Source organism: Candidatus Zixiibacteriota bacterium, from assembly GCA_018820315.1.
GTDB lineage: Bacteria > Zixibacteria > MSB-5A5 > JAABVY01 > JAHJOQ01 > JAHJOQ01.
Map to the genome: position 1 here is coordinate 1 of JAHJOQ010000016.1, position 26294 is coordinate 26294.

At 50.4% G+C, this 26294-nt stretch carries 20 protein-coding genes; 12 read left to right on the top strand and 8 right to left on the bottom strand.

Annotation, left to right across the window (positions count from 1 at the left end):
• The coding region (locus tag KKH67_01445; GenBank protein MBU1317837.1) for a PAS domain S-box protein at positions 1–1204 on the top strand (1204 nt) is incomplete at its 5' end.
• Positions 1205–1455: 251 nt separating this feature from the next.
• Here KKH67_01445 and KKH67_01450 read toward each other — a convergent pair.
• Positions 1456–1638, bottom strand: coding sequence for a hypothetical protein (locus KKH67_01450; GenBank protein ID MBU1317838.1), 183 nt, complete (start codon positions 1636–1638; stop codon positions 1456–1458).
• A gap of 333 nt (positions 1639–1971) precedes the next feature.
• Here KKH67_01450 and KKH67_01455 point away from each other — a divergent pair, with 333 nt between their 5' ends.
• The 11 genes from KKH67_01455 (at position 1972) to KKH67_01505 (ending at position 20014) form a co-directional block, all read left to right on the top strand.
• On the top strand, positions 1972–4950 hold the full coding sequence (locus tag KKH67_01455; GenBank protein MBU1317839.1) for a PAS domain S-box protein: 2979 nt from the start codon (positions 1972–1974) through the stop codon (positions 4948–4950).
• Positions 4947–6092, top strand: coding sequence for a response regulator (locus KKH67_01460; GenBank protein ID MBU1317840.1), 1146 nt, complete (start codon positions 4947–4949; stop codon positions 6090–6092). The genes KKH67_01455 and KKH67_01460 overlap by 4 nt, the downstream gene beginning before the upstream one ends.
• A 22-nt stretch (positions 6093–6114) precedes the next feature.
• Positions 6115–7320, top strand: coding sequence for an HDOD domain-containing protein (locus KKH67_01465; protein MBU1317841.1), 1206 nt, complete (start codon positions 6115–6117; stop codon positions 7318–7320).
• A gap of 13 nt (positions 7321–7333) precedes the next feature.
• Positions 7334–8554 carry a response regulator gene (locus tag KKH67_01470; GenBank protein MBU1317842.1) on the top strand — a complete coding sequence of 407 codons (1221 nt, stop codon included), beginning with the start codon at positions 7334–7336 and terminating at the stop codon, positions 8552–8554.
• A 51-nt stretch (positions 8555–8605) separates the two neighbouring features.
• A complete protein-coding gene (locus KKH67_01475; GenBank protein MBU1317843.1) occupies positions 8606–8926 on the top strand; it encodes a circadian clock KaiB family protein in 321 nt (106 codons plus the stop codon).
• Positions 8927–9010: 84 nt separating this feature from the next.
• A complete protein-coding gene (locus KKH67_01480) occupies positions 9011–10372 on the top strand; it encodes an HDOD domain-containing protein (protein MBU1317844.1) in 1362 nt (453 codons plus the stop codon).
• Positions 10373–11114: 742 nt separating this feature from the next.
• Positions 11115–11357: a hypothetical protein gene (locus tag KKH67_01485; GenBank protein MBU1317845.1), complete on the top strand. Its 243-nt coding sequence runs from the start codon at positions 11115–11117 to the stop codon at positions 11355–11357.
• Positions 11358–11678: 321 nt separating this feature from the next.
• Positions 11679–13841: a TonB-dependent receptor gene (locus KKH67_01490; GenBank protein MBU1317846.1), complete on the top strand. Its 2163-nt coding sequence runs from the start codon at positions 11679–11681 to the stop codon at positions 13839–13841.
• 53 nt (positions 13842–13894) lie between these two features.
• The gene (locus KKH67_01495; GenBank protein ID MBU1317847.1) at positions 13895–14473 is read left to right on the top strand and encodes a hypothetical protein; all 579 of its coding nucleotides are present in this window, start codon (positions 13895–13897) and stop codon (positions 14471–14473) included.
• On the top strand, positions 14470–16839 hold the full coding sequence (locus KKH67_01500; protein ID MBU1317848.1) for a response regulator: 2370 nt from the start codon (positions 14470–14472) through the stop codon (positions 16837–16839). The genes KKH67_01495 and KKH67_01500 overlap by 4 nt, the downstream gene beginning before the upstream one ends.
• Positions 16840–17227: 388 nt before the next feature.
• Positions 17228–20014, top strand: coding sequence for a M28 family peptidase (locus KKH67_01505; protein ID MBU1317849.1), 2787 nt, complete (start codon positions 17228–17230; stop codon positions 20012–20014).
• A gap of 84 nt (positions 20015–20098) precedes the next feature.
• Here the strand turns inward: KKH67_01505 and KKH67_01510 are convergent, their stop codons facing one another.
• From KKH67_01510 to KKH67_01540, 7 genes are all read right to left on the bottom strand, one after another.
• Positions 20099–20473 carry a response regulator gene (locus tag KKH67_01510; protein ID MBU1317850.1) on the bottom strand — a complete coding sequence of 125 codons (375 nt, stop codon included), beginning with the start codon at positions 20471–20473 and terminating at the stop codon, positions 20099–20101.
• Positions 20474–20551: 78 nt separating this feature from the next.
• Positions 20552–21979, bottom strand: coding sequence for a PAS domain-containing sensor histidine kinase (locus tag KKH67_01515; GenBank protein MBU1317851.1), 1428 nt, complete (start codon positions 21977–21979; stop codon positions 20552–20554).
• Positions 21980–21997: 18 nt separating this feature from the next.
• Entirely contained in the window at positions 21998–23761 is a 1764-nt protein-coding gene (locus KKH67_01520; GenBank protein MBU1317852.1) for a response regulator, read from the bottom strand.
• Positions 23762–23806: 45 nt separating this feature from the next.
• On the bottom strand, positions 23807–24481 hold the full coding sequence (locus KKH67_01525) for a hypothetical protein (GenBank protein MBU1317853.1): 675 nt from the start codon (positions 24479–24481) through the stop codon (positions 23807–23809).
• 10 nt (positions 24482–24491) lie between these two features.
• Entirely contained in the window at positions 24492–25082 is a 591-nt protein-coding gene (locus KKH67_01530; GenBank protein MBU1317854.1) for a macro domain-containing protein, read from the bottom strand.
• Positions 25082–25852, bottom strand: a complete 771-nt coding sequence (locus KKH67_01535) for a helix-turn-helix domain-containing protein (protein MBU1317855.1) — start codon at positions 25850–25852, stop codon at positions 25082–25084. Before KKH67_01535 ends, KKH67_01530 begins: the two co-directional genes overlap by 1 nt.
• Before the next feature lie 224 nt (positions 25853–26076).
• A complete protein-coding gene (locus tag KKH67_01540; GenBank protein MBU1317856.1) occupies positions 26077–26223 on the bottom strand; it encodes a hypothetical protein in 147 nt (48 codons plus the stop codon).
• Between the last annotated feature and the right edge of the window lie 71 nt (positions 26224–26294).

The following is a 26294-nucleotide window of genomic DNA, read 5'->3' on the forward strand; positions in this document are numbered from 1 at the left end:
AGATGTCCCGACTGACGCCGAGTTGATCGAACGTGAGCTGCGGGCGTCAGGATTGAAGTTCACTGCGCGATTCGCGCACGACAAGCCGACCTTTCTCAAAGAACTTGAGAATTTCTCGCCCGATTTGGTTTTGTCTGACTACAAGATGCCTCAGTTCGATGGGATGGAGGCACTGGCCGTAGTCAAGAAGCGATACCCTCTGACACCGCTGATAATCGTGACCGGTTCGATCAATGAAGAGACGGCAGTCGAGTGCATGAAAGCGGGAGCAGTTGATTATGTCATCAAGGCTCATCTTATCAGAATGGCGCCGGCTGTGAAAAGCGCTCTTGAACGCAAGCACATGAGAGAGGAAAAGATGAGGGCTGAAGACGCACTGCGCGAGAGTGAAGACAAATTCAGAATGATCGCTGAGCGATGCTTCGACATCATCCTGATCTCGGATCTTAGCGGGAAGCTCACTTACGTATCTCCATCGATCGAGAGAGACCTCGGCTACAAGCCCGATGAGCTCGTGGGAGCCAATCTGACAGAGATCACGAGGGAGTCGGACGTCCAGACAGTTATCGAGGCATTAAACGACATCGCACATGAAAAGTGTGTTGAGGGGCTTGAACTCAAGCTTATTGGAAGCAGTGGCGCTTTGTCGATTGTGGAGTTGAATGCGAGTCCTGTATATAAGTTCGGCAGGGTTACCGGAGCTCAGGCAGTAGGGCGCGACATTACTGATCGAAAACGGGCGGTCGACGAACTGAAGGAGGCTCATCGAACGCTGAAGCTCAAGAACAAAGCACTTGAGAAGAAGCACATTGTGCTAAGCGGTGTTCTTGATCATATACAGCAGGAGAAAGCCGAGACAGGGGAACGAGTGCAGTCCAACGTCGATCGGGTCTTGATGCCTCTGCTCGATAAGCTTGAGAAGAAGATCGGAAAGAACGAGAAAGAATATGTGTTGCTACTTCGATCAAGCCTTCAGGAGATAGCGGCGCCCTTCATCAACAAGGTTGAGGCAAGATTCAAGAGTCTCACCCCGCGCGAGTTGGAAATAGTCAACCTGATCAGGGCGGGAAAGACTACCGGTGAAATCGCCGAGACGTTTGATACTTCAGCGGAGACCATCCGCAGCCACAGGAAGAACATTCGCAAGAAACTCGGGATTCAGAACGAAAGCGTGAACCTCATAACATTCCTGCAGACGATTTAGAGGGCATTGGCCGCTGAACAATCCGTCTTTAGTTGAATAACCGCCGTTTCTCATTCAGTGCTATCAAATGCTATCGTGAATGTAGGGGTGAGCAGTGCTCACCAATGACTGACCCTTCTTACCTCCTCCTCCATATCGCATTCAATCCGAAAAAGATAAGAGGTTACAACTTGGAACTGTCACCGATAGGCAGATAACGAAAGAACGACATGATGGAACTTTCGGATGAATAAAATCGCTTCCCATATTGCTCAAGGAATTGCAGTAACATTGGCCATTGCCGTATCGTTCTCAACGACCGGTGCAACGGTGGTCGATAGTAGCGCATCTTCACATATCTTGACTGTCGGTGTTGACGCGGAGACCAGAGCCTTCTGGAATCTGACTGCGTCAGGCTCGGATGTTTTGTCTTCCTCAAATTCTTCCTGCCCCATAAGTGATGAAGATGCTGCGTGCTTCTCCTTGAGTCAGGCAGGCCGTCCGATCCGGACCGCCATTCGGGCGGTCCGATCGGGCAGTTTTGCTGCAGTTACGACAGACAATCAGACAGTTTTCGGCTCAAGCAAAGTTAGCTTTGGGCTTCTATACAGATCTCAAGCCCTTTCCAGTTCGAGCGTCCAAGCTGAGAAGATTGCGGCCGCGCGAGCAGTGATGCTCACAGAGTCATGAAGTCTTCGCAGTCATACTGTGAGAAGGGAATCTTCTGGAAAGGCGCAAGGCAAGGCAGCTTGTGCCTTTCCATGAAGTTGTATTAAGGTGCGGCATTCATGATGGAAGATACAGTGTCAGCAACAGAAGACACCCAGCCCATTGTTGCAACGGCTAAATCTGGACTGGTGGATGACAGTGCACTTTACCATGCGTTGTTCAGTCACATGACGGATGGGGCCATCTACTGCGATGTTATTCTCGACGACAGCGGAACGCCTGTTGACTTTGTTCACGTAGATGTAAACGATGCCTTCGCAAGGTTGCATGGCGTGTCTCGTGAGCAAATCATTGGAAAGAAGTACACTGAGATATTCGAGCGCGATGGCCAGTTCGATCCTCTTCCGATTGAGGTCGGAGGGCGATGCGCCCTGGAAGGTACTGATGTCAAGTACGATCTCTTCTTCACCCCTCTGAATAAGTGGCTCTCCGTGTCAATGTACTGTCCTCGAAAAGGCTTCTTCGCGGCGATATTCGAAGACATCACAGAGCGCAAGCATGCTGAACAAGCATTGAAGGTCCAGGAGAACAGCTACCGCTCGATCTTTGAAACAGCTGCCCACCTCATTGCAACATTTGACCTTCAGGGCAGAATTGTCGACTGCAATAGGCATGCAAAAACAGTTCTTGGATACGATGTTCACGAACTGCTCGGTAAGCACATGTCGAATCTCTTCTGCCCCACATCACTTGACAAGGCGGAGGCGGCCTTCCAATCGCTTCTCAATAAAGAGCGTTTCTACAATGTTGAGTTCACAATGTTACGGAAAGATGGCAGAGTTGCTGATGTTTCGATCAACGCCTCAGTGCTGGATGGCGAGACGGTAGAGGATTCCGGGATTATTTGTGTGGTTGATGACATAACTGACCGCAAGAGGCGCGAGGAGGAATTAAGGGCATCAGAGCGCGAAAAGGCTACAAAGAACAAGGTGGCTGAGGCGTTTCTGATGTCATCCTTCCAGGGCGCTTTGCAGGAAGTGCTCAAGATCATTCGCGCTGAGTTTAGCTGTAACGATGGCATCCTCGGGTATCTCGAACGAGACGGCACACTGGTGTGTCCGACGTCAGTGCAATCGAGTTCCTCGGTAGATGATTCAGAGGGCAGTTATGCGAGGTGTTCGCCCGAGTCGCTTAGTGCAAGCATCCTGGGACGAGCGCTGGCTGAGAAGAAAACTTTCTATTCGAATAGTCAATGCGTAATGCCCGATGGTATAGAGTGCTCCGGAAAGGCAATTGCTGTCCCGCTAATGTTCCAGGGATCGCCTGTCGGTGTATTCCTGCTTGGCAATCGCCAAGAGGATTTCCAAAAGAATGATGTCACTCTGGCTGAATCTATCGCCGCGTCAATCGCACCAGCTATTCATGTAAGAGTTCAAGATGATTGGGAGAAGAAGGAGGCGGAGCGTTCTGCCGAACAACTGCGCTCATCGGAGCAGAAGTACAGAAGTGTGGTCAACAATGTCGGCATCGGCATTAAAGTGCTGAACCAACAGACGGAGATCATCTCGATCAATAAACGGATGCGATCCTGGTTTCCGGATCTGGACATATCAAATAACCCGATGTGCTGCCTTGCCCTCAATCTGTCCGGCGACATGCGACCATGCGATAACTGTCCCCCATTGAAGACATTGAAAGACGGATTGATTCACGAAGCGGACATAACGGCTAAGATTGGCGCTGAAATCAGGACATTCAGGGTATTGGCTACGCCGATTACTGATGATGCAGGGAACGTCGTGGCCGCAATCGAAATGCTCGATGACATAACTGAACGCAAGCAGGTTCATGAGGCGTTAGTCGAATCGGAGCGTCGTCTGCAGCAGTTGTTCTCGTCAGTAGTGGAAGGAATTGGGATCGTAGATGTAGAGGATAACATAATCTTCTGTAATCCTGCCCTGGCGGAGATATTTGAAGAGAGTTCCGCATCAGACATGATCGGAAAGAATATTCTGGACTATCTAACGCCTGATCAGAGAGTGATTGTGAACTCGGAACACGAACGCAGGAACAATCTTGAGCGATCACGATATGAGCTACAAATTACAACGGCCAGGAACAATCATAAGTCGATTGTCGTCTCATCATCTCCCCAATTGGATGGAAATGCAGTTCGCACGGGTTCTATCGTGGCCCTGATTGATATCACCGAGTGGAGGCATTCTGAAGAGCAGAGAATCACCCTCGAAAGACAGATTCAGCAGGCTGGCAAACTCACGGCGGTGGGGTCGCTGGCTGCGGGAATAGCGCACGAGATTAACACTCCAATTCAATTTGTCGGAGACAATACTCTATTTCTGTCGGATTCATTCAAATCGCTAATTGCACTTGTGGACAGCTACAGCCTGATATTTGAGGCAGCTGAAACACGCGCAGCTATCACAGATCTGATTTCGCAGAAAAAGACTGCCGAACAGGAGGCAGATATCGACTACCTGAGGGAGGAAGTGCCCAAAGCCATAGAGCAGACGATGGATGGTGTCAGTCGAGTTGCCAAAATCGTAAGAGCAATGAAAAGCTTCGCTCATAAGGATTCGGGCGAGATGGCGATGGCTGACGTCAATGAGATGCTCAGCAGCACTCTGATTGTAGCTCAGAATGAGTTGAAGTACGTGTCGGATGTTGTCACGAATTTGGAGGAAGACCTGCCACCGATAGAGTGCTATCGAGACAGTTTGAATCAGGTGTTCCTGAACTTGCTGATAAATGCGGCGCATGCCATAGAAGACGTTGTTGGTGATGGCTCTCAAGGTAGAGGAACTATCACGATCAGAACCAGGCACGAGGGGGAAGACGTTGTAATCTCTATTACGGATACGGGTACTGGAATCGAAGAATCGATCCGCGATCATATCTTCGATCCGTTTTTTACCACGAAAGATGTTGGCAAGGGCACAGGCCAGGGGTTGTCGATGGCGCACTCTGTCGTTGTCGGCAAGCACAAGGGGCAACTGACGTTTGAGACTGAAGTAGGTGCAGGTACCACTTTTTGCATAAGGCTTCCGGCCAGTGCACTGGGACTGATGGGGGGCGAATGATGAAGATATTATTCGTTGATGACGAGCCGCATGTGCTTCAGGGTCTGCAACGATTTGTGTGCTCTCAGAATTTGGATTGCGAGCACGAAGCAGTGACTTCTGCAGAAGCTGCCCTGGAGCGTGTTGCTGCCGGAGATATTGATGTTGTCGTCTCGGATGTACTGATGCCGAACATGACGGGAGTCGATCTGCTCGAACGTCTGAAGAATAACCCGGCGACGAGTGACGTACCAGTCATCATGCTAACGAGTCACGTGGAGCCCATGGAGAAGCGGACCGCGTTACAGCTTGGAGCTTATGACTTTGTGAATAAACCTACGGATCCGGTCGAGTTGGTCGCGCGTGTGCGGAGCGCTCTTCGCTTGAAAATAAGCGAGGATAAGCTACGTCAGCAAAATGAGATTCTGAAGCGACAATTGAGAATGGAGATAGTCGGTCTCCTTGCAGGGGGTATGTTTCACGATTTGAATAACATGCTGATGAGCATAGTCGGCCACACCGAGCTCGCTTCCTACCGCGCAATGGGCGATTCTGAGATGGAAGAGAACCTGAACATGGCGCTGCAATCTGCGGAAAAGGCTTCCAGACTGGTTCAGCAAATACTTCACCTGGGCGGAATACGGAGATCTGAGGCTGACAGCGAGGATCTTGCTCTTATCGTAGATGATAGCCTACGCCTTTCGGCAATGAGCATTCCTCCTGGAATAAGAATCAAATGGAGCAAGCCTTCGATCAGTGCGACTGTTCGTATGGATCGCACTCAGGTATTCCAGGTGTTGGTGAATCTGTGTAGTAATGCGGTAAAGGCCATGAACGGCTCCGGTGAGCTTACGATCAGGCTGACGCAGCAAAAGATAACGGAAGAGGAAGCTGATCGAGGCGGCGATTTGCATTGCGGTGATTATGTGGTTCTGGAGGTGTCGGATACCGGTGTAGGTATTGATCCGTCACTATTGGAGACGATATTCGATCCATTGCTCACAACCAGCGCGGAAGGGAAAGGGAGCGGTTTGGGATTGCTTGTTGTACGCCAGGTGCTGAACAGTATTGGCGGCTGTGTGCGTGTGCGAAGCGCTCTGGGAGAGGGATCTGTTTTCACAGCCTATTTCCCGTGTGACCAGCGCGGCGATCAGAGTGATTGAGAGTTGGAAAGAGGGGACGATTATGCAGGCAAAGATACGCATACTGTTTGTTGATGATCAGAAGGATGTTCTTGACGGTCTCAGGCGAATGCTCCACGGACTCCGAACCGAATGGGAGATGGAATTTGTCGAGAGCGCGGCCGAAGCACTCACCGCTCTTGGGGAGAAGCACTTCGATGTCATTGTAACCGACATGATGATGCCGGGCATGAATGGTGCGGAACTTCTCGAAAAGGCGAGAGAACTCTGTCCGGGAACAGTGAGATATATCCTCTCAGGCTGTTCGGATCGAGAACTGGTGATGCAATCGGTAGGAGTTGCGCACAGATACATAGCCAAGCCATGTGACCCTGAGGATCTCAAAGCCATGCTGGCCAGCTCTCTCGGCTTGCGGGAATTGCTTGCAAGTGAGACTCTTCACAGCAGAATAGCCACAATCAGATCTTTGCCCAGTCCCCCCAATATCTACTTTCAGTTGGTTAGGGAATTGCAGTCGGACAAATCATCAGTCAAGCACATCGCTGAAATAATCAGCAAGGACGTAAGCCTTACAGCGAAAATGCTCCAATTGATAAATTCGGCTTTCTTCGGCCTGCCTACTCGTATCGAGAGTCCCCTGCAGGCCGTCAACCTGCTGGGATTGGACACAGTGCGGGATCTTGCGATGATAACTGGAGCTTTCAGTAAGCTGACAAGCGCGAGTCTCTCCGGCATATCCGTTGAATCGATCTATGCTCATAGCCTCGCAGTTGGGATGGCAGCCAAGAAACTCGCCAGGGAACTGACGCTTCCAAAGCCTATCAGCGATGATGCCATGGTGGCCGGTATGCTTCACGACATCGGAAAGCTCGTCCTGCTTGCGCATTTTCGTGATGAGATGAGTGAGGCTATCAAGATAACCAGGGAGCGGGGCATGTCTCAGCATCTTGCAGAAGCAGAGGTGCTGGGTGTGAGTCATGCTGAGATCGGGGCGCACCTTCTGTCGCTCTGGGGATTACCGGATTCAATCCTGGAAGCTGTCGCGCATCATCACAGACCATCCGAAGTCATCGGTTTGAATCGAAACCTACTGACGGTGGTTCACATAGCCAATGGACTGGAGTATGAGAGTCATTTCGATGACTTCGGGCACTCTCTGTCAAAGCTGGATACTGTGTATCTCGACAGGCTCGGATTGACCAAAGAGTTGCCGGAACTTTGCGACGCCGTTGGAACGGCGACTAGCTGAAAAGGAGCAGGATATGAGCGATCAAATTGCAGAAAAGATACTAGTGGTCGACGATGATTCCAATTTGCTATCTGCTGTGGAGCGTCAATTCCGTCGGAAATACACGATGGTGATAGCAGAGGGAGGTAAGGAAGGTATTCGAAAGCTCAAGGAAGAAGGTCCGTTTGCAGTCGTTATCTCAGATATGAGGATGCCGGATATGAACGGCATACAGTTTCTTGCCCAGGCGCAGGGCATGTATCCCAATACAGTACGGATCATGCTTACAGGCAATGCCGATCTCGAAACTGCCATGCATGCGGTAAACGAAGGGAATATCTTCCGATTTCTTCTGAAGCCATGTCACAAGAGCACTCTTGAATGGGCACTCGAGGCTGCGGTGGAACAGCATCGGCTTCTTTTTGCTGAACGAGAACTGGTGGAGAAGACTTTGAAGGGAAGCGTCCAGGTCTTGACTGACATACTGGCACTTGTTAATCCGGTCGCATTTAGCCGCATATCTCGGCTTCAGAGCTATGTGTCTGAGATTGCCGAGCGCCTTGAAGTAAAACAGCTCTGGCAATACGAGCTTGCAGCGCTGCTATCTCAGATAGGTTGTGTGACCATTCCGCCGGATACTCTTGCCAAGTTCTATACCGGCGCGAATGCAACCGCTGAAGAGCGTGAGATGTTCGCCGCTCACCCACATGTTGCTGCACGATTGCTCGGACGAATACCACGCTTACGAGTTGTGGCGGAGATGATTGCTGACCAACAAATGGGGCTCCAGGAATTGGGACTGGCCGAAGATTGTCTGCCGACAGATCCGGGAACCTTGGGAGGACAAATTCTGAGGACTGCGATAGAGTTCGACACTCAAATGTCTCGCGGAAACACAGTCTCGCAAGCTATGGGACGATTGAAGAGCGCTGCAAAGCCACACCACCCTTTCATCCTTAATACTCTCATGCACATAAGAGTGGTGGACGTGGAGATTGCCACAAGGACTGTCAGCGTTAGGGATCTGAATGACACAATGATCCTTGCTGAAAACATCCGCGCACGAAACGGACTCTTGGTCGCAGCAAAAGGCCAGCACGTGAATTCCTCCATGCGCACACTGCTGAGGAACTATGTCGAGCGGAGGGACCTCCAGGATGGAATCGGCGTCACGGTGCCGATCGGTCACCCAAATGCTGTTGACAAGATCGAAATGCCTGCCAGCCTGCACAGACAGACTGTGAATCCGGCGTGACCGGGCAACGGGGCTGGCATTTGTCGCTCCGAATTCGAATTAGGAGAAAACATGAACAAGTATTTGCTCAGGCTCTATGTCACGGGGAGAACGCCGGGGTCGCTGGAGGCGATTAAGAGTATTCGAAACTTGTGCGAGAATCACCTCGGTGGGAGATATGAAATGGCTGTTATAGATGCACATGAACAGCCCCTATTGGCTGAGACTGAGAAGGTAGTGGCGACGCCGACTCTGATCAGGTATCTGCCACCGCCAGAGCGACGCGTGGTCGGAGACCTTTCCGACGCCGAGGCTGTCCTGGATGCGCTCGGTTTCAAGCGAAACAGATCAAGATCCGGTCATGGTATGCGAGCATGCAAATCAACTGAGTGAGAATTGTGAAACGAGCATCAGACACAACTCGCATTTCTATCCCCGCTCAGACGGCTCCGAACTTCTGTAAATGGGGGATTGAGCATGAACAAGCGCAAAATACTCGTGATTGACGATGAGCCTGATATCTTGAAAGCAATCGCCTGTCGTCTTGAGGCAACAAACGAGTTCATAGTAGGCCGCGCGACCGATGGTTATGATGCTGCGTTTATGACTATGGAGGATGACTATGACTGTCTGTTCATCGACATAATGATGCCCGGCTTCAACGGACTTGAAGTGTGCAGGAAGCTGAAGAGTCATCCTCATACGGCTGCCGTTCCGATAGTCATCATGAGTGCTGCCTGCGACGAAGAGACAGTGACCGAGGCTATAAAGGTCGGAGCGTCAGATTATCTGCGAAAGCCATTCCTTTTGAATGTGCTTGTTGACAAGGCAAGAAAGTGGTCCGGGTACAGCGCGAGAAGAAAGGCTATGGGGTCTTCCGATGCTGACTTGCTGCCTCCGAGAGCTGGTAGCGAAATGAATTTACCCAGGCTGGGAAACAATAGTCGTGCGAAAATACGCGAGAGGTTGACCCGGCGGCTTTTTCTTGGCAGGGCGGAGCTTATCACGAGACGTCTCGGCGAGGTGGTGAACGTCGGCGCAGACCAGCCGCTGGACATTGATCTCCTGGCTTGCGACATCATGACAGCAGCTGAGCTTTTCATGCTGGCCAATTCGGCTTTTATCGGCGCTCGCTCGGAGGTCTCTGGATTCTCGGAAGCCATAAACAGGTTGGGGACAGACAGCGTTGGAGAGAAAATATCCCGTCTTGCGGGGCAGCAGTTAAAGGTGAGAGAGATTACACAGGGGTATATCCTCAATTACTTCTGGGGACATTCACTTAGCACTGCCTGCATTGCTGAAACTCTTGGCCGTTACACGAATTACAGCAACTCTGAGGAATTGTTCACCGCAGGGCTCTTTCATGATGTTGGAAAGCTGTTCTTCGCTACATATTATCCCGAGATATATGTTCACGTGGCCAACACTGAATCTCCACAGCATATGGATATCACTGAGCGAGAGAGAGATGTCTTTGGCATTGACCACCGCGAAGTAGGCAATCTTATCCTCAAAACATGGCGGTTGCCAGAGGCAGTTCAGAAAGCCTGTCTGCATCATAATCAAGAGGAGGCTTTTGAAGGAACGAGAGTCAGAGCTATGCTAAGAATCATCTCGGTCGCAAACGAAATCAGCAATGTCGTGATTTCGGAAAAGGGTCCTTCACATTCAGTACGGAAAAGCGTGGATGGGCTTCGCGACGTAAGAGACCAAATGGCTTTACCAATAGGTACGATAATGGAGAGCGTCACAAGAAGGATCGCACGAGTTGCTACTATATTGCAGTTGCCTTCCCCAATTAAGCGTACAACTTCAGACATATTGGACATTGTATGTTGAAAGTAAGGACACGACAAACTGTCTCATTCGTCATGGAACATGGCGCTTATGGGCGTGTTCTACAAATCCGTTCTGAGCATCTCTAAGAAGTCAGCCACTCGGAACGGTTTGGAACTATGAATTTTTGGCATCGAAGGTCACAGGATTGCCTCATCAGTTTCAAAATAAACCGCTCAAGATGTCAAAGCACAACGGTGCTAATGGCTGTCCTGGCTGATGCCCCCGAGCGAAAGCGCTCAAGATGATGGGATTTCGTGTGGCATGTATGTGCCAACTCCTCACCAAAACAAATCAAACTTCGTCAAAACAGATCGAAACAAATGGACAACGTCAGCCGCGGTGCCGCAGAGGCGTACGTGTTAATGCAATAGGCCACAATGTGTTGCAAGAACGTGGCCAATCGAATCCCTGTCCCCCGACCTAATTATAGCTGTGGCTTGCACGCGAGCGACACATTCCCGGTTGCCTGGTCGTACACGACCGACTCAACAATCTGGCGCATGAGCCTGACTCTCTCGCGCTACGCCAGCACCTCCCATAGCGAACCAAATCGCTTCAGAGCTTCGAGTAAGTGCTCTCTATCGACAGTCTCAGATTCGAGCCCTTTTAACTTTTCGTCGATCTCAGCAAGCCCTTGCTCCGTTTGGCTGACTGTTTCTGTCAGCCTAAAGTGGACTTTGTGAGTTGCAGGTTATGACTATGTAACCGGATGAGAACCGCAGCTGTGTGTGGGATGGACCAAATGGCAGATCATCAGCCTGATAACGACAATACTCAGTCATTCTCTGCGCTCGGTGGTGGCTTGCTTGTAAACCACTACCGGATTCAGAAGCCGATCGGCGCAGGTGGAATGGGTGAGGTATTCCTTGCCGAGGACACCAAATTGGGCCGGAAAGTCGCACTCAAATTCCTCCCGCAACATCTCTACTGCAATGATTCCTTCAAGGAGAGATTCATCAGAGAGGCGAGGTCGGCTACCGCGTAAAACACAAGACCGTCTCGTCCTGCTGTTGGCCCCAACAGCACGGCATGCTAGTCGATAATGTATGTCGTTTTCCGGAACTCTCAGAAATGATACGATCTTCCGCCAAAGAACGCGAGTATTCTTTCTTCTTTTCTATCCTGGTGCTCACTGAAGTCTGACGGCACCAGGAGAGTCAAGTCTTACTGGATTGATAAAGCGGACATCTTCGTTCCATTCGGAAACTCACCCCCCGTAAAGGAACACGCAGAGATTGCCGATTACTCTCAAAAGAGTAACGATGTAGCAGTAACTTAGAATTCAATCCAATGCTGTGAGGTAGTTATGAAATCACATCTCAGTGCGTCTGTCCTGAATTGGGCTCCAATGACTGTGGCGCTGCTGCTGTCACTGGTGATGGCTCCGATGATGGCGTGCGCCGAAACAACTCAGGACATCGCAGATCTTGACCTTCAGAGTCTGCTGGATGATGTTGTGTCTTCCGCCTCCAAATATGAGGAAACTCTGGAGGAATCACCCGCGAATGTCTTCATCGTTTCACGGGCGATGATTGAGAGCTATGGGTGCAGAACAATTGGCGATGCGTTATCGTTAGTTCCCGGTATCTACATCACCGACGATTATTCTCTGTCGCAAATCGGCGTAAGAGGCATTGCCAATTTTGGTGACTGGAACAGTCGCATGATGGTACTCGTTGACGGTCGGTCGATTACGGAGCAGTATGGTGGATCGAACAGCATCGATGTCGTTGGGCTGGATCTGGACAATATCGATCGGATCGAGGTCATCAAGGGACCCGCTTCCTCATTATACGGAAGCAATGCATTCTTCGGTATTGTGAATTTGATTACGGAGCAGCCCACCGAGAATGAGCTGTTCGTGAGCAGCAAGTACTTCCGGAACACAGACCAAAAAGGCAGCAGCATCCGTCTATATCAGAAGTTTGACAATGGATTGACTGCGCTCATTACGGGGAGCTATCTGGACAGAAATGGAAGTGATCTTTTCTTCAAAGAGTTCAGCGATTTGGGCGATGGAGCGATCCTGAGGCTCGACGAGGACGGCTATAATCAGTTTTATCTCGATTCAGCTGATTTCACGGGAGGTTATTCTCACAACAAGAACAGTGGCGAAAACTATGCATTTCGCAGTCGCCTTGGCTTAGGACATTTCTATCTGACAGCACATTTCGGGCAACAGCGTTCCGGCATATCCCACGGATTCTATGGAGCATTGTTCAACAGATCGGAGAATGAATACAACGAACGCCGGTATTTTGTGGATCTGGGATATCAGAACTCACTGAGCGAAAATTCGGAGCTTTCACTGCGACTGTCGTACGATCACTTTTTCTGGAGCGATCACATCCTATACAATTATTACTCTGATGAGGACGAGCCACTGTACCTCCCGGGGCCGACATGGATTGATGCTGAATACGACCAATGGTACTCGTCCGAAGCCAGACTCCAAGTCGATTTCGGCGACAGAAACAGGGCAGTGTTTGGAGTAGAAGTCCAATTACATGAAATCATGCACGAGTCAGGCGAAACCGATCAGGCTGGAGAAGAAATACAGGAAAACGTCATTCCTCCCGGCTCTGTGAATTATTCGGGTCAGATATACAATGTCTACGTACAGGACGAGCATCGGTTTTCCGAGAAGATCAAGTTTGTGGGCGGGCTTCACTTCAATCACTTCACATACACTACAGGCAGGGTCACGCCCAAAGGTGCGCTCATTCTGAGTCCGTACCGCCATGGCACGTACAAACTCATTGCAAGCCAGGGTTTTCGTTCGCCGACATTCTATGAGGTCTCATTTGACGACGCGACCTACTTCATAGGAAATCCGGAATTGACGTCCGAATTGATCACCAGCTATGAGGCCATATCGACACACGAATTCCCATACGGATTCGTTGTCGAAGTGGCCGGAAATCTCAGCCGTGCGAGTGATCTGATCGTTCAAACCGTTATCGATGAATCCGATCCAGCTCACCCAGGCGGTGATTACGTGGAGGAGGTATCACAATTCAGAAATACCGGAGAAATACAATCCTCCAGCCTTGAGTTGTCACTTCAGCGGAATCCCATCTATAGTCTCAGCGGATTTGCCAATGTGACGTACCAGAAACTGGAAATTTCTGGTGATGCTCAAACCGACCAGCCGTTCAACTCCCCGCGATGGCTTGGTAACATCGGACTAACATATCAGATTAGCCGGAACCGCATGTCATTGTCGACCAAAGCAAACTACATATCATCTCGACGACTTTGGGATCACAGCTTTGTGGACGGACAGATGACTATGGATGTGATCGCCAATTTCAGGAGGGTTCTCAGCGTGGTCGACGTAACTGTCGGAATCATGAACGTTTTCGACAGCGATTATCGAGTTCCTCTCAATTTCGATTATGCGCCATCAACGAGCATTCAGCGTCCGCGAAGATCACTGTATGTCAACCTGAAGTCCAATTTCAATTGATAGGCAAGCCTGGCGTAACAGGCCCTAAAACGAGTTAAACAACGTGGGACGAGATGCAGACAAAGATTGCGTGTTTTCTTGGGATTCTATTGATAACAGGGGCGGCTCCCGCTTTCGGTGACAACGGGACAGTTGATCCCGGACTTGAAATTCAACTGTTCTTAAAAGTCATCACCTATGATCAGAATTTTCTGCCGGAGAGCCTCGGCGCAGTCCGTCTGTATATAGTCTATGATAGAAGTGTTCCGGAATCTTATGAGCAGTTATTGAGAGTTGACAATTTCCTGCGGGAGAGTCCTGGAATGTCTGTAAGCGGAGTTGCAGTCAAGCATGAGTCATTGCCGATTAAACAGTTCAATTTTGCTGTGTCAAGGATGTCGAGTAGGGAGTATAATATTCTTCTGGTAACTGCTGTCGATCGACGAGAAATTGAATCGCTCGCACTCGAAGCGCAGGCAGCCGGAATGCGATCATTCTCTATCTTGCCGGAATACGTGAATCTGGGATTGGCAGTCGGTGTCAGAGTCGGTAAGAAGCGCAATTCAATAATCGTGAATCTGGAGTCTTCTCGACGTGAGGGAAGTAATTTCAGCGCTCATCTTCTGAAGATGTGCGAGGTGATTAAGAATTGAATGTGATTTTGAGATCATTGTCATTCAGGACCCAGATTCTGATTTTGACTGTATTGCTCGTACTATGCACCCTTGTGCCGCTGCTTCTGCACACCGTCAGCCATATCAGAAACGCGATGTATCGTGACATCGAGCGGAAGGCTGTTGGCATGTGTGAGATGGTGGCAAGTACTATAGGTCCGGGTCTGGAGTTTCAGGACAGTAGTTACATCAGCGACTATGTGGCTGGCGTCTTGGTTGATGATGAGATTGTAGGGATCTGCATCTGTGACGAGAATGAGGCAAATGTCTATCGCTATACCAATTTGAATCTCCCGTGGTCCGTCCTGAATAGCAATTTTGAGTCCGACACATTGGCTGTCTATCACGAAGATGAACACTGCATTGCATCAATGCCTGTCCTGTCGATGGGCAGGAGGGTCGGCAACATCTGGCTGGTTGTCACCGAAGCTTCGATGACAGAGCGGATCAGTGCCATTGTGACCAGCATATTGTACTTCTCCGGTCTGCTTCTGGCACTGGTTCTCACTCTCGGAGTTCTCATATCCAGGAAGATAGTCCAGCCTATCAGATTATTCGAAAGCGCAGCAACTCGTATTAGAGACGGTGATACTGCCTCTGCCATCGATATCAGCACAGTGAATAGGGACTTTGTAAGCCTCGGGCAATCCTTCAACGAGATGCGGGCTGCACTCGCCTCTGCGTTCGAAGATCTGAATGCTTCCAGGGAGCACCTTGAGGAAGAGGTGCAGGAGCGAACCGGCGAGTTGCGGGACCAGCTTGCCGAGCGAAGAAGAGCCGAGAAGGCACTGGTCGAGAATCAGGCTCTGCTGAGAGAGACTATCGAATCTACAGCAGATGGCATCCTCGTGGAAGGGGAAGGCAGAACGATCACTCTGACAAACACTCGTTTTGCCCAAATGTGGGGTTTTGTTTCAGATGAGTTTGAGAACTACGATTGCTTGAAGTTATGTCAGTCGATGCTGGGCCTGCTCTCAGATTCTGAGGGTTTCATGAGAAGGATCGAGGAGCTACCCAATACATCCGAGAACAGTTTCGACACTATCGAATTCAAGGATGGAAGAGCTTTCGAACTGTACACAAGCCCGTTGATCCATGGTGGCAGGGCATGGGGTCGTATATGGTGTCTCAGGGATATTACTGAACGGAAACGGTCGGACGAGAGGCAGAAAGAACTGCAAGAACATCTCAACAAAGCTGAGAAAATGGAATCTTTGGGGCTGCTGGCAGGCGGGGTGGCTCACGATCTTAACAACATGCTCGGCCCTATGGTCGCTTATCCCGATCTGATACTCGAGCAGCTCGAGGAGCAGAGCGGGCTTCGAAAACATGTCAGGACAATCGGCACAGCTGCGAGGGCTGCAGCCAGTGTAATCCAGGATCTTCTGACTCTTGCGCGTCGCGGAAGGTACGAGATGTGCCCTACGAATCTCAATGAAGTGGTCGACGAGTATCTTGAATCTCCGAGCTTCTTGAGGCTCACAAGAGAGCACCCGGAAATCTTAGTCACACTGGAGCTGGACAAGACGATTGCCAATCTGTATGGTTCCGGACCTCATTTGTCAAAAGTAGTGATGAACTTAATTACTAACGCCTTCGACGCTATGCCTGGAGGTGGTGAACTGACGGTCAAGACGCATCAGATGTGCATCAAAGAATTCGACGCCAGGCACGTTGATGTCGTACCGGGTGACTACGTTCTCTTGCGCGTTAGAGACACTGGGATGGGAATTGATGAGAAGGATCTTGATAAGATTTTCGAACCCTATTATTCAAAAAAGAAAATGGGGAGCAGCGGCAGCGGACTGGGCTTAGCCGTTGTCTATGGAATCGTGAAAGACCATCAAGGGTGGTACAATATAGAATCTACAGTCGGTGAAGGCACGGAGTTCATTTTGAACTTCCCGGTCTCAACGGAGGAAGTCAAGCAAGAAGATAGCGCAAGTGTCATCCTGACCGGGAAAGAATCGGTGCTGATCGTAGATGATGATGAGGGACAGAGAGAGGTCGCTTCAGATCTCTTGCTTAGCCTTGGTTATAGAGTTGCAACGGCCAGAAACGGGCATGAGGCTGTGAAGTATCTAACTAAGCATACTGTAGACATTGTAGTGCTTGATATGATCATGGAGGACGGATTCGATGGGCTGGATACTTATGTCGAAATTCTGAAACTACACCCCGAGCAAAAAGCTATTATTGTCAGCGGCTTTTCTGCAACTGAGCGCGTCAGCCGGATGCAGGCACTCGGTGCAGGCCAGTATATCAGGAAGCCCTACAATCGCCAAACCCTGGGGCTCGCTATCAGGGAGGAAGTTGGAGCTACCAAAATACCCATAGTGAAATGATTAGCAGAATTCGCACATCTCTGCCTTCAAGCGCCGCACCGAGGCTCGTTTCAGCATGCATCAATAACATAGCTTCATTAGTTCTCTCTTCTGCATCCAGTCTTTCTTCTCCAAGAACCGCACCCAAACAGCAGACGACCCAGATGAGATTGCATGGCTTTCGATTGTTGACGGATTGAAATAAAAGAGTATATTACCTCTGTTAGGTATTTGGGAAGATAATGTGCCTGACAGAGCCGTTTCCTGCCGTGAGAATTGGAACTTTCAGAGTCGTGTCGACACTACTGCCGGTGTCTCGTGTGAAGGCAACTCCAATCGCACAACCTCAGCAGGAGTCGGATATGCCGGGGCGCAAATTCCATGAAATGGTCGAACGGAGGAAAGCACTGTGACAAGAAAAACATTGTTAATCGCATTACTTCTCGTCTTGACATCTGCGACGGCATCCGCAGATGATCTCTATAAAGTCGCCGTTAACAGCCATGCAGATGCTTTGAGATTGGAAGCTGCTGGCGTCGATCCTCTGTTAAGAGTTGACGGCGGGTTTTTGGTCCTCATAAAATCCGGTTCTGAAGCTATCATATCAAGTTCAGGGCTCGATTATGAGCGCGTTGCTGAGGGCATCACGCGCAACCGCATCGCACTTGACATTAGACTTGATGGATCAAACATCGGGAAGTTCCCGGTCCTCTATGAAGAAGGCGGAGTTCGTCTTTTGAGAGTGGACCCCGCAGATTTGCAGGCGGAAGCGACTGAAGCTATGGGGCTTGCTCCAATACTGACAGAAAACCTCAGGATTACCTACGATGAACCGGTTAAGCTCAGTCTGCAGCGAACTCTCGCCAGGCCGGATCTCGATTCTCTGATTAGTCTAATCAGCCAGGATTCACTTCAGTCATATGTCGAAGTCCTCGAGTCGTTTCCTCCGCGAGTGACGGGGAGCGCATCGGACTATGCGGCACGAGACTGGTGTGTCGGCAAATTGCAGGAATTCGGGTACACGAATGTAGAGTTGGACAGCTTCACGTATAGCTCCAACGCCGTGCAGAACGTGGTGGCCTACAAGTACGGAACGGGCCTTCTCGAACATCAAATAGTAGTGGGTGCACATCGAGATGCCGTCTCAGGCTCTCCCGGAGCTGATGACAACGGCTCCGGTACCGCAGGTGTTCTCGAAATCGCCCGCGTCCTCAAGGATATCGAGACCGAAATGTCATTCGTATTCATACTCTTCACTGGAGAAGAACAGGGGCTGCATGGATCGTGGCATTATGCGAACGAGGCTGCGGCTAATGGCGACAGTATTGTCCTGATGGTGAATATGGATATGATCGGATACGAGGGCAATACCAACGATGTGACTCTATACCACAGCTCGGATGCTACCTATGCTCAGTTGTACAAGGACCTCGCCGATTCACTGTCAGGCGTGAGTCTGATCGGACATCTTAGCGGCACTTCAGCGTACTCGGATCATTATCCATTCCAGCAGAATGGCTATGATGTGGTGTTCACCATCGAGTACAATTTTTCGCCTGTATATCACACTCCCAATGACAACTCGAGCTACCTGGATTACACGTATATGGCTCGAATAGTGAAGGGCTGCCTGGCCACAGCATATCAGGTTGATGGCTCATATATACCCGTGCCGGGCCTGAGCTTCACATATCCGGGTGGAATCCCGGAGACAGTACCTCCGGGTGCGAGCACTGCATTCGACGTCGTAGTTACAGGCTCTTCGGGCGGAGTGCCGGTTCCGGGGAGCGGTGAGTTGCATTACAAGATAAATGGCGGGCTGCTTATGACCACGCCCATGACCGATCTCGGCGGCGGCAGTTATGAGGCTACGCTTCCGCCGCTTCAGTGCGTTGATAACAAGATCGAATTCTATGTCAGCGCTCAAGAGCAGACAACCGGGCGGATCTATGATCCTTCGCCATCGAATCCAAACATGGCTGTAGTAGCCACAGATGTTCAAGTGGCATTCTGGGATGACTTCGAGCTGAATAGAGGCTGGACTGTCTCTGGTGGGCTGTGGTCTCGTGGCACACCGACAGGAGGAGGAGGGCAGTACGGCAATCCTGATCCATCCGGCGGACATAATTCATTCAATGTTTTCGGTTACAATCTTAGCGGTGATTACGAAAACGACCTGCCTGAAAGGCACCTCACTAGTCCTGCGATCGACTGCAGCGGGATGGGAGGGGTGAGCCTCAGTTTTTGGCGATGGCTTGGTGTCGAGCAGCCCTCGTATGACCACGCGTATGTGCGCATCAGCACCAACGGCACGACATGGACTACTCTCTGGCAGAATACAGAAGAAGTCACAGATGCCAACTGGACTGAGATGTCATTTGACATAGCGAGCATCGCCGACGGCCAGGCTACTGTTTACATCAGATTCACAATGGGCACAACAGACGGCTCCTGGCAATACTGCGGATGGAATATCGATGATCTTGAGGTCTCTGCTTTTGTCTGCGATGATCAGCCGGATGCGGATGGCGATGGCATAGCAGATTTGGTTGATAACTGTCCGACGACGTACAATCCTGATCAGAATGACGCCGACGAAGATGGTAGCGGGGATGTTTGCGACGATTGCACCGACACGGACGGCGATGGTTACGGCGACCCCGGATATCCAGCAAACACTTGCGATCTGGACAATTGTCCTTCGGCGTACAATCCCGGGCAGGAGGATGCTGACGGTGATGCAATAGGCGATGTTTGCGACAATTGCGTTACAGTCTCCAATCCGACTCAAGAAGACAACGATTCAGATACAATTGGTGATGCCTGCGATAACTGTATGAGCGCAGCGAACCCCGATCAGGAGGATTCTGACAGCGACACCGTTGGCGATAGCTGCGACAACTGCATTTATGTCGCAAATCCTGACCAGACTGATACGGACGGTGATGATATCGGCGATGCCTGTGAGTTTGTCTGCGGTGACGCCGATGCCAGTGGTATTGTCGACATCGATGACGTTGTCTATCTGATAGCATATATATTCGCATCAGGGCCGGCGCCTGATCCTCTCGAATCGGCTGACGCCGATTGCAGCGGCGGTGTCGATATCGATGATGCGGTATATATCATAGGATACATATTCTCCGGCGGTTCTGCGCCCTGCGACACTGATGGGAATGGCGATCCAGACTGTTAGATTCTGCGGAATATCATGATATCAATAGAACCGGGAGCCAGTTGATTGGCTCCCGGTCTGATTTGCGGTCGTCTCACGACAGGATCACCCAATCAGTTCTTTGACCTTCTTGAGAAGAGCATCACGATCGACTGGTTTCTCAAAATAACCGGCCGGTGGATGAACCTGCTTTCTCTTCTCGATAAATTTCTTGAACTCGGGCGACACACCGGTGATCATGATGACTGGAATTGCACTGGTTTCCGGTGTATCCTGGACATTTCGAAACATCTTGATGCCGGATTCATTGTCCATGCTGATATCGAGCGTGATGAGATCCGGTTTTTCGGATTTGGCTTTTTCGAATCCGATTTGTCCATCCTCTGCAGAAATCGTCTCATAGTCATTATCTGCAAAGAAGGTCTCCAGCCAGGTGCGCTGGTCTTGTTCATCTTCGACTATCAGAATTTTCTTTGCCATCGATCATATCCTTTCGCGCACATTTTCCTCATGCTGCCTTACTTCGTCAAGGTAATGCTACAATTCATATCAATGCAACTACTTTTCCGGCGTGACTGGAGTTTTGGGTTGTTCGCGTGGAAGAGTCACAACAAAGCGAGTCCCTTGGTCAGGTTCAGATTCCAGCCTTATTTTGCCGGAGTGTGATTGGACAATCTTGTTCGCAATGAATAGCCCGAGTCCTGTCCCTCCGGATCCTTTTGATGAAAAGAACAATGTGAACGCCTTCTGTCTGGTCTCTTCGTCCATGCCGATGCCATTGTCTGTTACTTCGAACACAACTTCGTCATCAAGTCCACTCGCTTTAAATGTGATTGTGTGTGTGTCCTTCTTCTTGTCGACCCTGCATGCATCGATGGAATTATCGATCAGATTAACCAGCATAGATCGAAGAGCCTTGGCGTCCGCTTGAAATACAGCTGCCGATGGATCAACCTGCGTATCGAAACTGATGTTGTGATCTTTGGCCTTCGCTTTCATTACATTGAAGACTTCCTGAACGACAGATTCAGCAACGATTTCTTCTAAGATCGGCTCCCTGTCCTTGGCATAGTACAGAATATCGAGCACTGTGCTCCGAATCCTATCGACGTTGCGAAGCACCATTTCCCAGCCGGTCGAAACCCGCTTCTGGTCTTCTTTCTTGAGGCCGGTATCTACCAGGTAGATGCCGCCGTCCATGCCGTTGAGAAGCCCCTTGAGATCATGCGAGATTGTACTGATTATCATTCCGACATCCGAGAGTTTCGATTGGAGCTGTCGGATCGCCGTTATATCTGTGCTCATTTCGATTACGGTCTCGATGTCTCCGTCAGCATTGTGCACAGGCGCCGTCGTTACAATCACATTCATGCGCTCGCCGTCGCGAGATGTCACAACTTCCTCGTGGGTGCGAGTCTGTCCATCTTCGAATGTGTGTCTTACAATGCAGGGCTGACATTCTGTCGCGCGCCTCTTGTACACCTCATAGCACTTCCCGCCGTAAGAAGTGCCGAAGGCTTCTCTATGGAATCGATTAGCCTCCACGATGCGAAGGTCACGATCCTGCATGGATATGAAACAGGGGACTTCCTCGAATAGCAGTCGGTATTTCTCCTGACTCTCTTTGTGTTGTTTCTGCAGAAGCTTGATCTCTGTGACATCCGTTGACATTTCCATGACTGCTGTGATTTCTCCAGCCTCATTTCGAATCGGAGTGGTGTAGACTACAACCCAGACTTCTCTGCCGTCAAGTGTGTAGACGCGTTCCTCGCTTCGATGCCGCTGACCGTCGTGGAAAGTCCGCTCCACCGGGCAGATTTCACACTTCTCCGGACGCTGCTTGTAGATTTGATAGCAGAACCGCCCTTCGAATGCTCCAAAATCAGTCACGAACCGTTCATTTGCATCGATGATGTTAAGTTCCCGGTTCTGGACCGTGAGATAGCACGGCATTGAATCGAAGTAGCTTCTGTAGTCGTTCTCCATCGGAATATCCCTGTGGTTTCACTTCTTCTTGCCGGAGACCTTCTTCTCGTGAGCAAGCTCCAGTATTCTCCTCACGCTCAAAAGCAGATGTTCTTCATTTATCGGCTTATCTACATAACCATCCGGTGGCTGAACATGGCGGTCATAGATAAGCTTACGGAGTTCCGGCTGTCCGGTGATTATGCAGACAGGTATCGATTTCAGCTCTGGGTCATTGCGCATTACCTCAAATACATCCGACCCCGACATGCCCGGCATCGAGAGGTCGAGCGTCATTAGGTCCGGCATTTCTCTACGAGCGATCTCGACTGCTTCATCTCCGCTGTGAGCCTGCAGCACCGTGGCGCCATTATCTTCTAATATTGCTGATGCGAAAATGACAAAATCGGGCTCATCGTCGGTGACGAGAATCTTGTATCCGGCGAGGTCACCAACCTCGGCAACTTCGGGAATCTCCGGCACAACTTCCACGACCTTCTTCTCGATCACGAGTGCATTGGCTACCAGATTGACGAGCTGTGTGACCGGCATCCCAAGCTTGTAGTGCTTGATCAGGTCGTTCAGGCCGTCGACGCAATTGTGACACGATGTGACAACGATCTCGGCTCCAGTTGCCGTGAGCTGATCAGCCTTAATCTTCGCGGACTTCAACCTGCGCGGAGTATATTCCGACATCGACATTGCACCACCGCCGCCCGTACAGCAGTAGTTTTCCGAACGGTTGGGGTACATCTCCCTGAAGTCTTCGCAGACGAGCTGAAGAAGTTCTCTGGGTTCCTCATACAGGCCGCAGCTTCGCGCATTGTTGCAGGAGTCGTGGAAGGTCACCGGTGTCTTGTTCTTGCTTTTATCTACTTTGATCCTGCCGTCTCTGATATAGCGGAGCATTGTGATGACTGAACTCTCCATTTCAAAGTTGATGTCGACACCGCCCCAGTTCTGCCCCTCGCAGCGAGTTGATCTGTAACCATGACCGCATTCTGAAATTACGAGCTTCTTGCCTCGAAGCTCCTCGACCTTCTCATAAAGCCGTCGTGCAACAGCGCCACCGAGGTCATCATCTCCCGAAAACAGGCCGAAGTTAGTCATGTCCCAGCCTTCGCTGGGCATTGTCCAGTTCTCGCCAGCCTGATAGAAAATCAGAGCGGCATCGGAGATCGTGCGCGGATCGTATTTTGCTTCACGCGGGTTGATTGAGTAGACAACATCCACGTCTTCTCTGTCGATAGGGATGATCGCGTTCGGATCGCCGTACTCTTCTTTCATCTCATCTGAGAGCCATTCGAGTGTGTCGAGGTAGTCTTCCTTGAGAACACCCATCTGATTGCCGATCTCCCATTGGTCTTTGCTGACAACTGCTACGCCCTCCGGCATCACACCGACAGAGACCAGCAAGCCACGCGCCATGCGGTTGAAAGTAGCGTAGTCGACTCCCATCGGGCAATTGATCGAGCAACGTCTGCAGTTCGTGCACTTGCCGAAGACAGTGTCCTTGAGTTCCTCAAGTTGCTCGTCAGTGTAGAGGCTCTTGGCTTTCACCCACCAGGGCAGCACCCGTCCGGTCCAGTCGTAGTGCCTCTTGAAAAACTTCCTTATCTGGTCGGCCTTGTATGCTGGAGCATAAGTCGGATCCCCCGGATTTGCAAGCACGTAGTGGCATGCATCGGTGCACATGCCGCAATGAACGCACGCGACAAGTGACCCGACTATCTGACGATTCAGTTTTTTGCCTAACCTGTCAATCACCATCTGAGCTTTATGTGATCTTGTTGTATTTGCCATATCTATCTCCATTCAGAGTCTGAGGTCGCTGTCATCAAGTCCGTTCTATTGACTGATCCTCTCGATCGGGTACACACCCCGTCGTCCCATTGTCTTGCCGAAATAATACCGAGTGAACGGATAGTACAGATAGTGCGAGATCTTGCTGAACGGCACGTAAATCAGGAAAAACGCAGTCAGAACGAAATATGTCAGCAGAATTCCTTCACCACCGCCTGTTTTGTTAGGAACGGACAGGAAAGCAAACGCGAACCATCCAGTCAGCAGCAGAAGCGAAAAGTAATCGTCAGGTGAACTGATTGCCCGCATGTACTTGTCAGATATTCTTCTATAGATGCGAAGTACGCCGACCAGACAGGCTGCTCCTATCACAACCTGAAGAATCATGACCAGGCCGGACGATTCCAAAAGTCTGGGCGCATAGGGAATTACAAACGAAAGTCCAATTGCAGCCGTGACTCCCAGATGAAAAATCACGAACTGGATGTATAGAAAGGACTTCGTGCGAGTGCTTTCCATTGCCCAGGGCATTGCGACGTTCGCCCATGAGTAAATGAACCCCTTCCGCGAATTCGTGTCGCCTCGACCGGTCGGAGCCTGACGCTCCTTTCCGGCTTTGAACCGCAGCAGCCATGTGAGGCGAGCCGTATAAACCAGCGCCATGATGACAAGCGCGACTTCCTGCAGCGTATGTTCTGCGAAATGTAAGGTCTCAACCATTGTTTCTCCTTTATGCGTTGCCTGACGATGCGAGTTCTGACTGAAATGGTCTGTACTCCCTCATATCATTAAGGCATATCACAACGTCACGAATTCCTGTCTCGCCATTCAGATAGGATGCGATTGTCTTGATAGTGATTCTGGCGCTGACATCAAGCGGAACTCCGTAGAAGCCTGCACCCATAGCAGGGAATGCGATAGCCTTGATTTTCCTATCCTCTGCCTTCTGGAGTGCGTTTTTTATTGTCTTCCTGAGTTTCTCCTCCAGATCCTCTTCCTGGAATCTCGGACCGACCGCGTGAATGATGTACGTGGCTTTCATATCACCTGCGGCAGTAACGACAGCCTCAGTGGTTTCTAGCGTACCAAGTGCTTTCAGCTCCTGCTGGACTGTCGGTCCGCCTCTCATGCTTATTGCAGTGCCGAAACCCGATCCGAGAGCCAAATCATGCTGGGCGTAGTACACAAATGACTCAATCTCGATGTCGGTTATATCGGCCTTCATCAGACGCAAGGTGCTGTTCTTCACTTGAAGCGTGTCCGACATATCTGAATCTCCTCTCAAGTCTGTCCGCTGATCAACGCTTGTTCGATTCGTCATCAGGCGTCTCCGTTCGGTAGTTTAGCTGGTCCTTCTATCAAGTCCTTCAATTGTCTGAGCGTGAAAGGCTTGATTATCCATCCAAATACTTCACTGTCACAATAGTCTTTCATCTTTGCGTTCCTGGAGGTTAGGATAATTCGCATCAACGGGATTCGCTCATCATCGGTCAGATGATGACAGATGTCTCTTGTGCGGGCCGCACCAAATGAGCAGTCTATTATAGCATAGTCAGGTCTGAATTGTTCGATCAGCGCCGCGCATTCGTACTCACTGGATGCGAACTTGATCGTCAGCTCTTCATCACTGGCTCCTGACAATAGTCTCGCCAGATTCTTGTTGCGGCTCACGATCATCGCGCTTGTGCCGTGGTGCGCCATTGTCCTGTAATACTCGCACTCCTTGCAGTCCGTCTCGCAGTGCAGCTTGAGGTGACCAAACTGTTCAGGAATATCCCTCATCTCGTAGCAGCGGCGCGCACGGCTACGGTAGGCGACACATTTGTGACACTGATCTTCGATCTCACCATCGCAGGCATAAAAATCCCAGCAGTACTTGAATGCTGCATCTGCATCCGGGACGACAACTGCGTGCTCAGCGGGAACTCGTTCCGGAAGGAGCGATACCACCGCAGCTTTTGGAATTCGCGCATGTCCCCCGGGAGTTCGATAGGAATCGATTTTGCCGGCACGTACCCATTTCAATACGGTGTCGGGAGAAACCGAGAGGAGTTTCGATGCTTCGGTCGTTGTATAATAGTCTTCTGCCATTCGAACTCTGCGTTTTATGACTTTTATGACTTTTATCGGAATCTAGCATGGAGAGCTTGATCTGTCAACAGATATCTTGAGAAAATGTTCACAAATCAGATAGGGTAAGTCTTGATATGGGGCGATCTTGGTGCAAAGCAGTGCGGCTTTTGTCCTGTATCACGAATGTGGCAGCCGGATTCAGGGAATCCGGCCGTTGCTACTCTCATGGGTTCGTGGGATGGCTATCGGAGCACAAGCTCCCTGACTTTGTGCGAAATCGTCTCGGCTGCCATGTCATAGTTGGACATCACTGCCATAGTGAAGCCGAGATTCGCGCACATGCCAGATGAATAACCGCCACCCTCCGGATTTTCTCTGGAAACGTGCATAAAAAGGTTACAGTGCGACTCACTCGGATCGATTCCAACATTCCACTCGATAGTTGCGAAATGACTCAGGT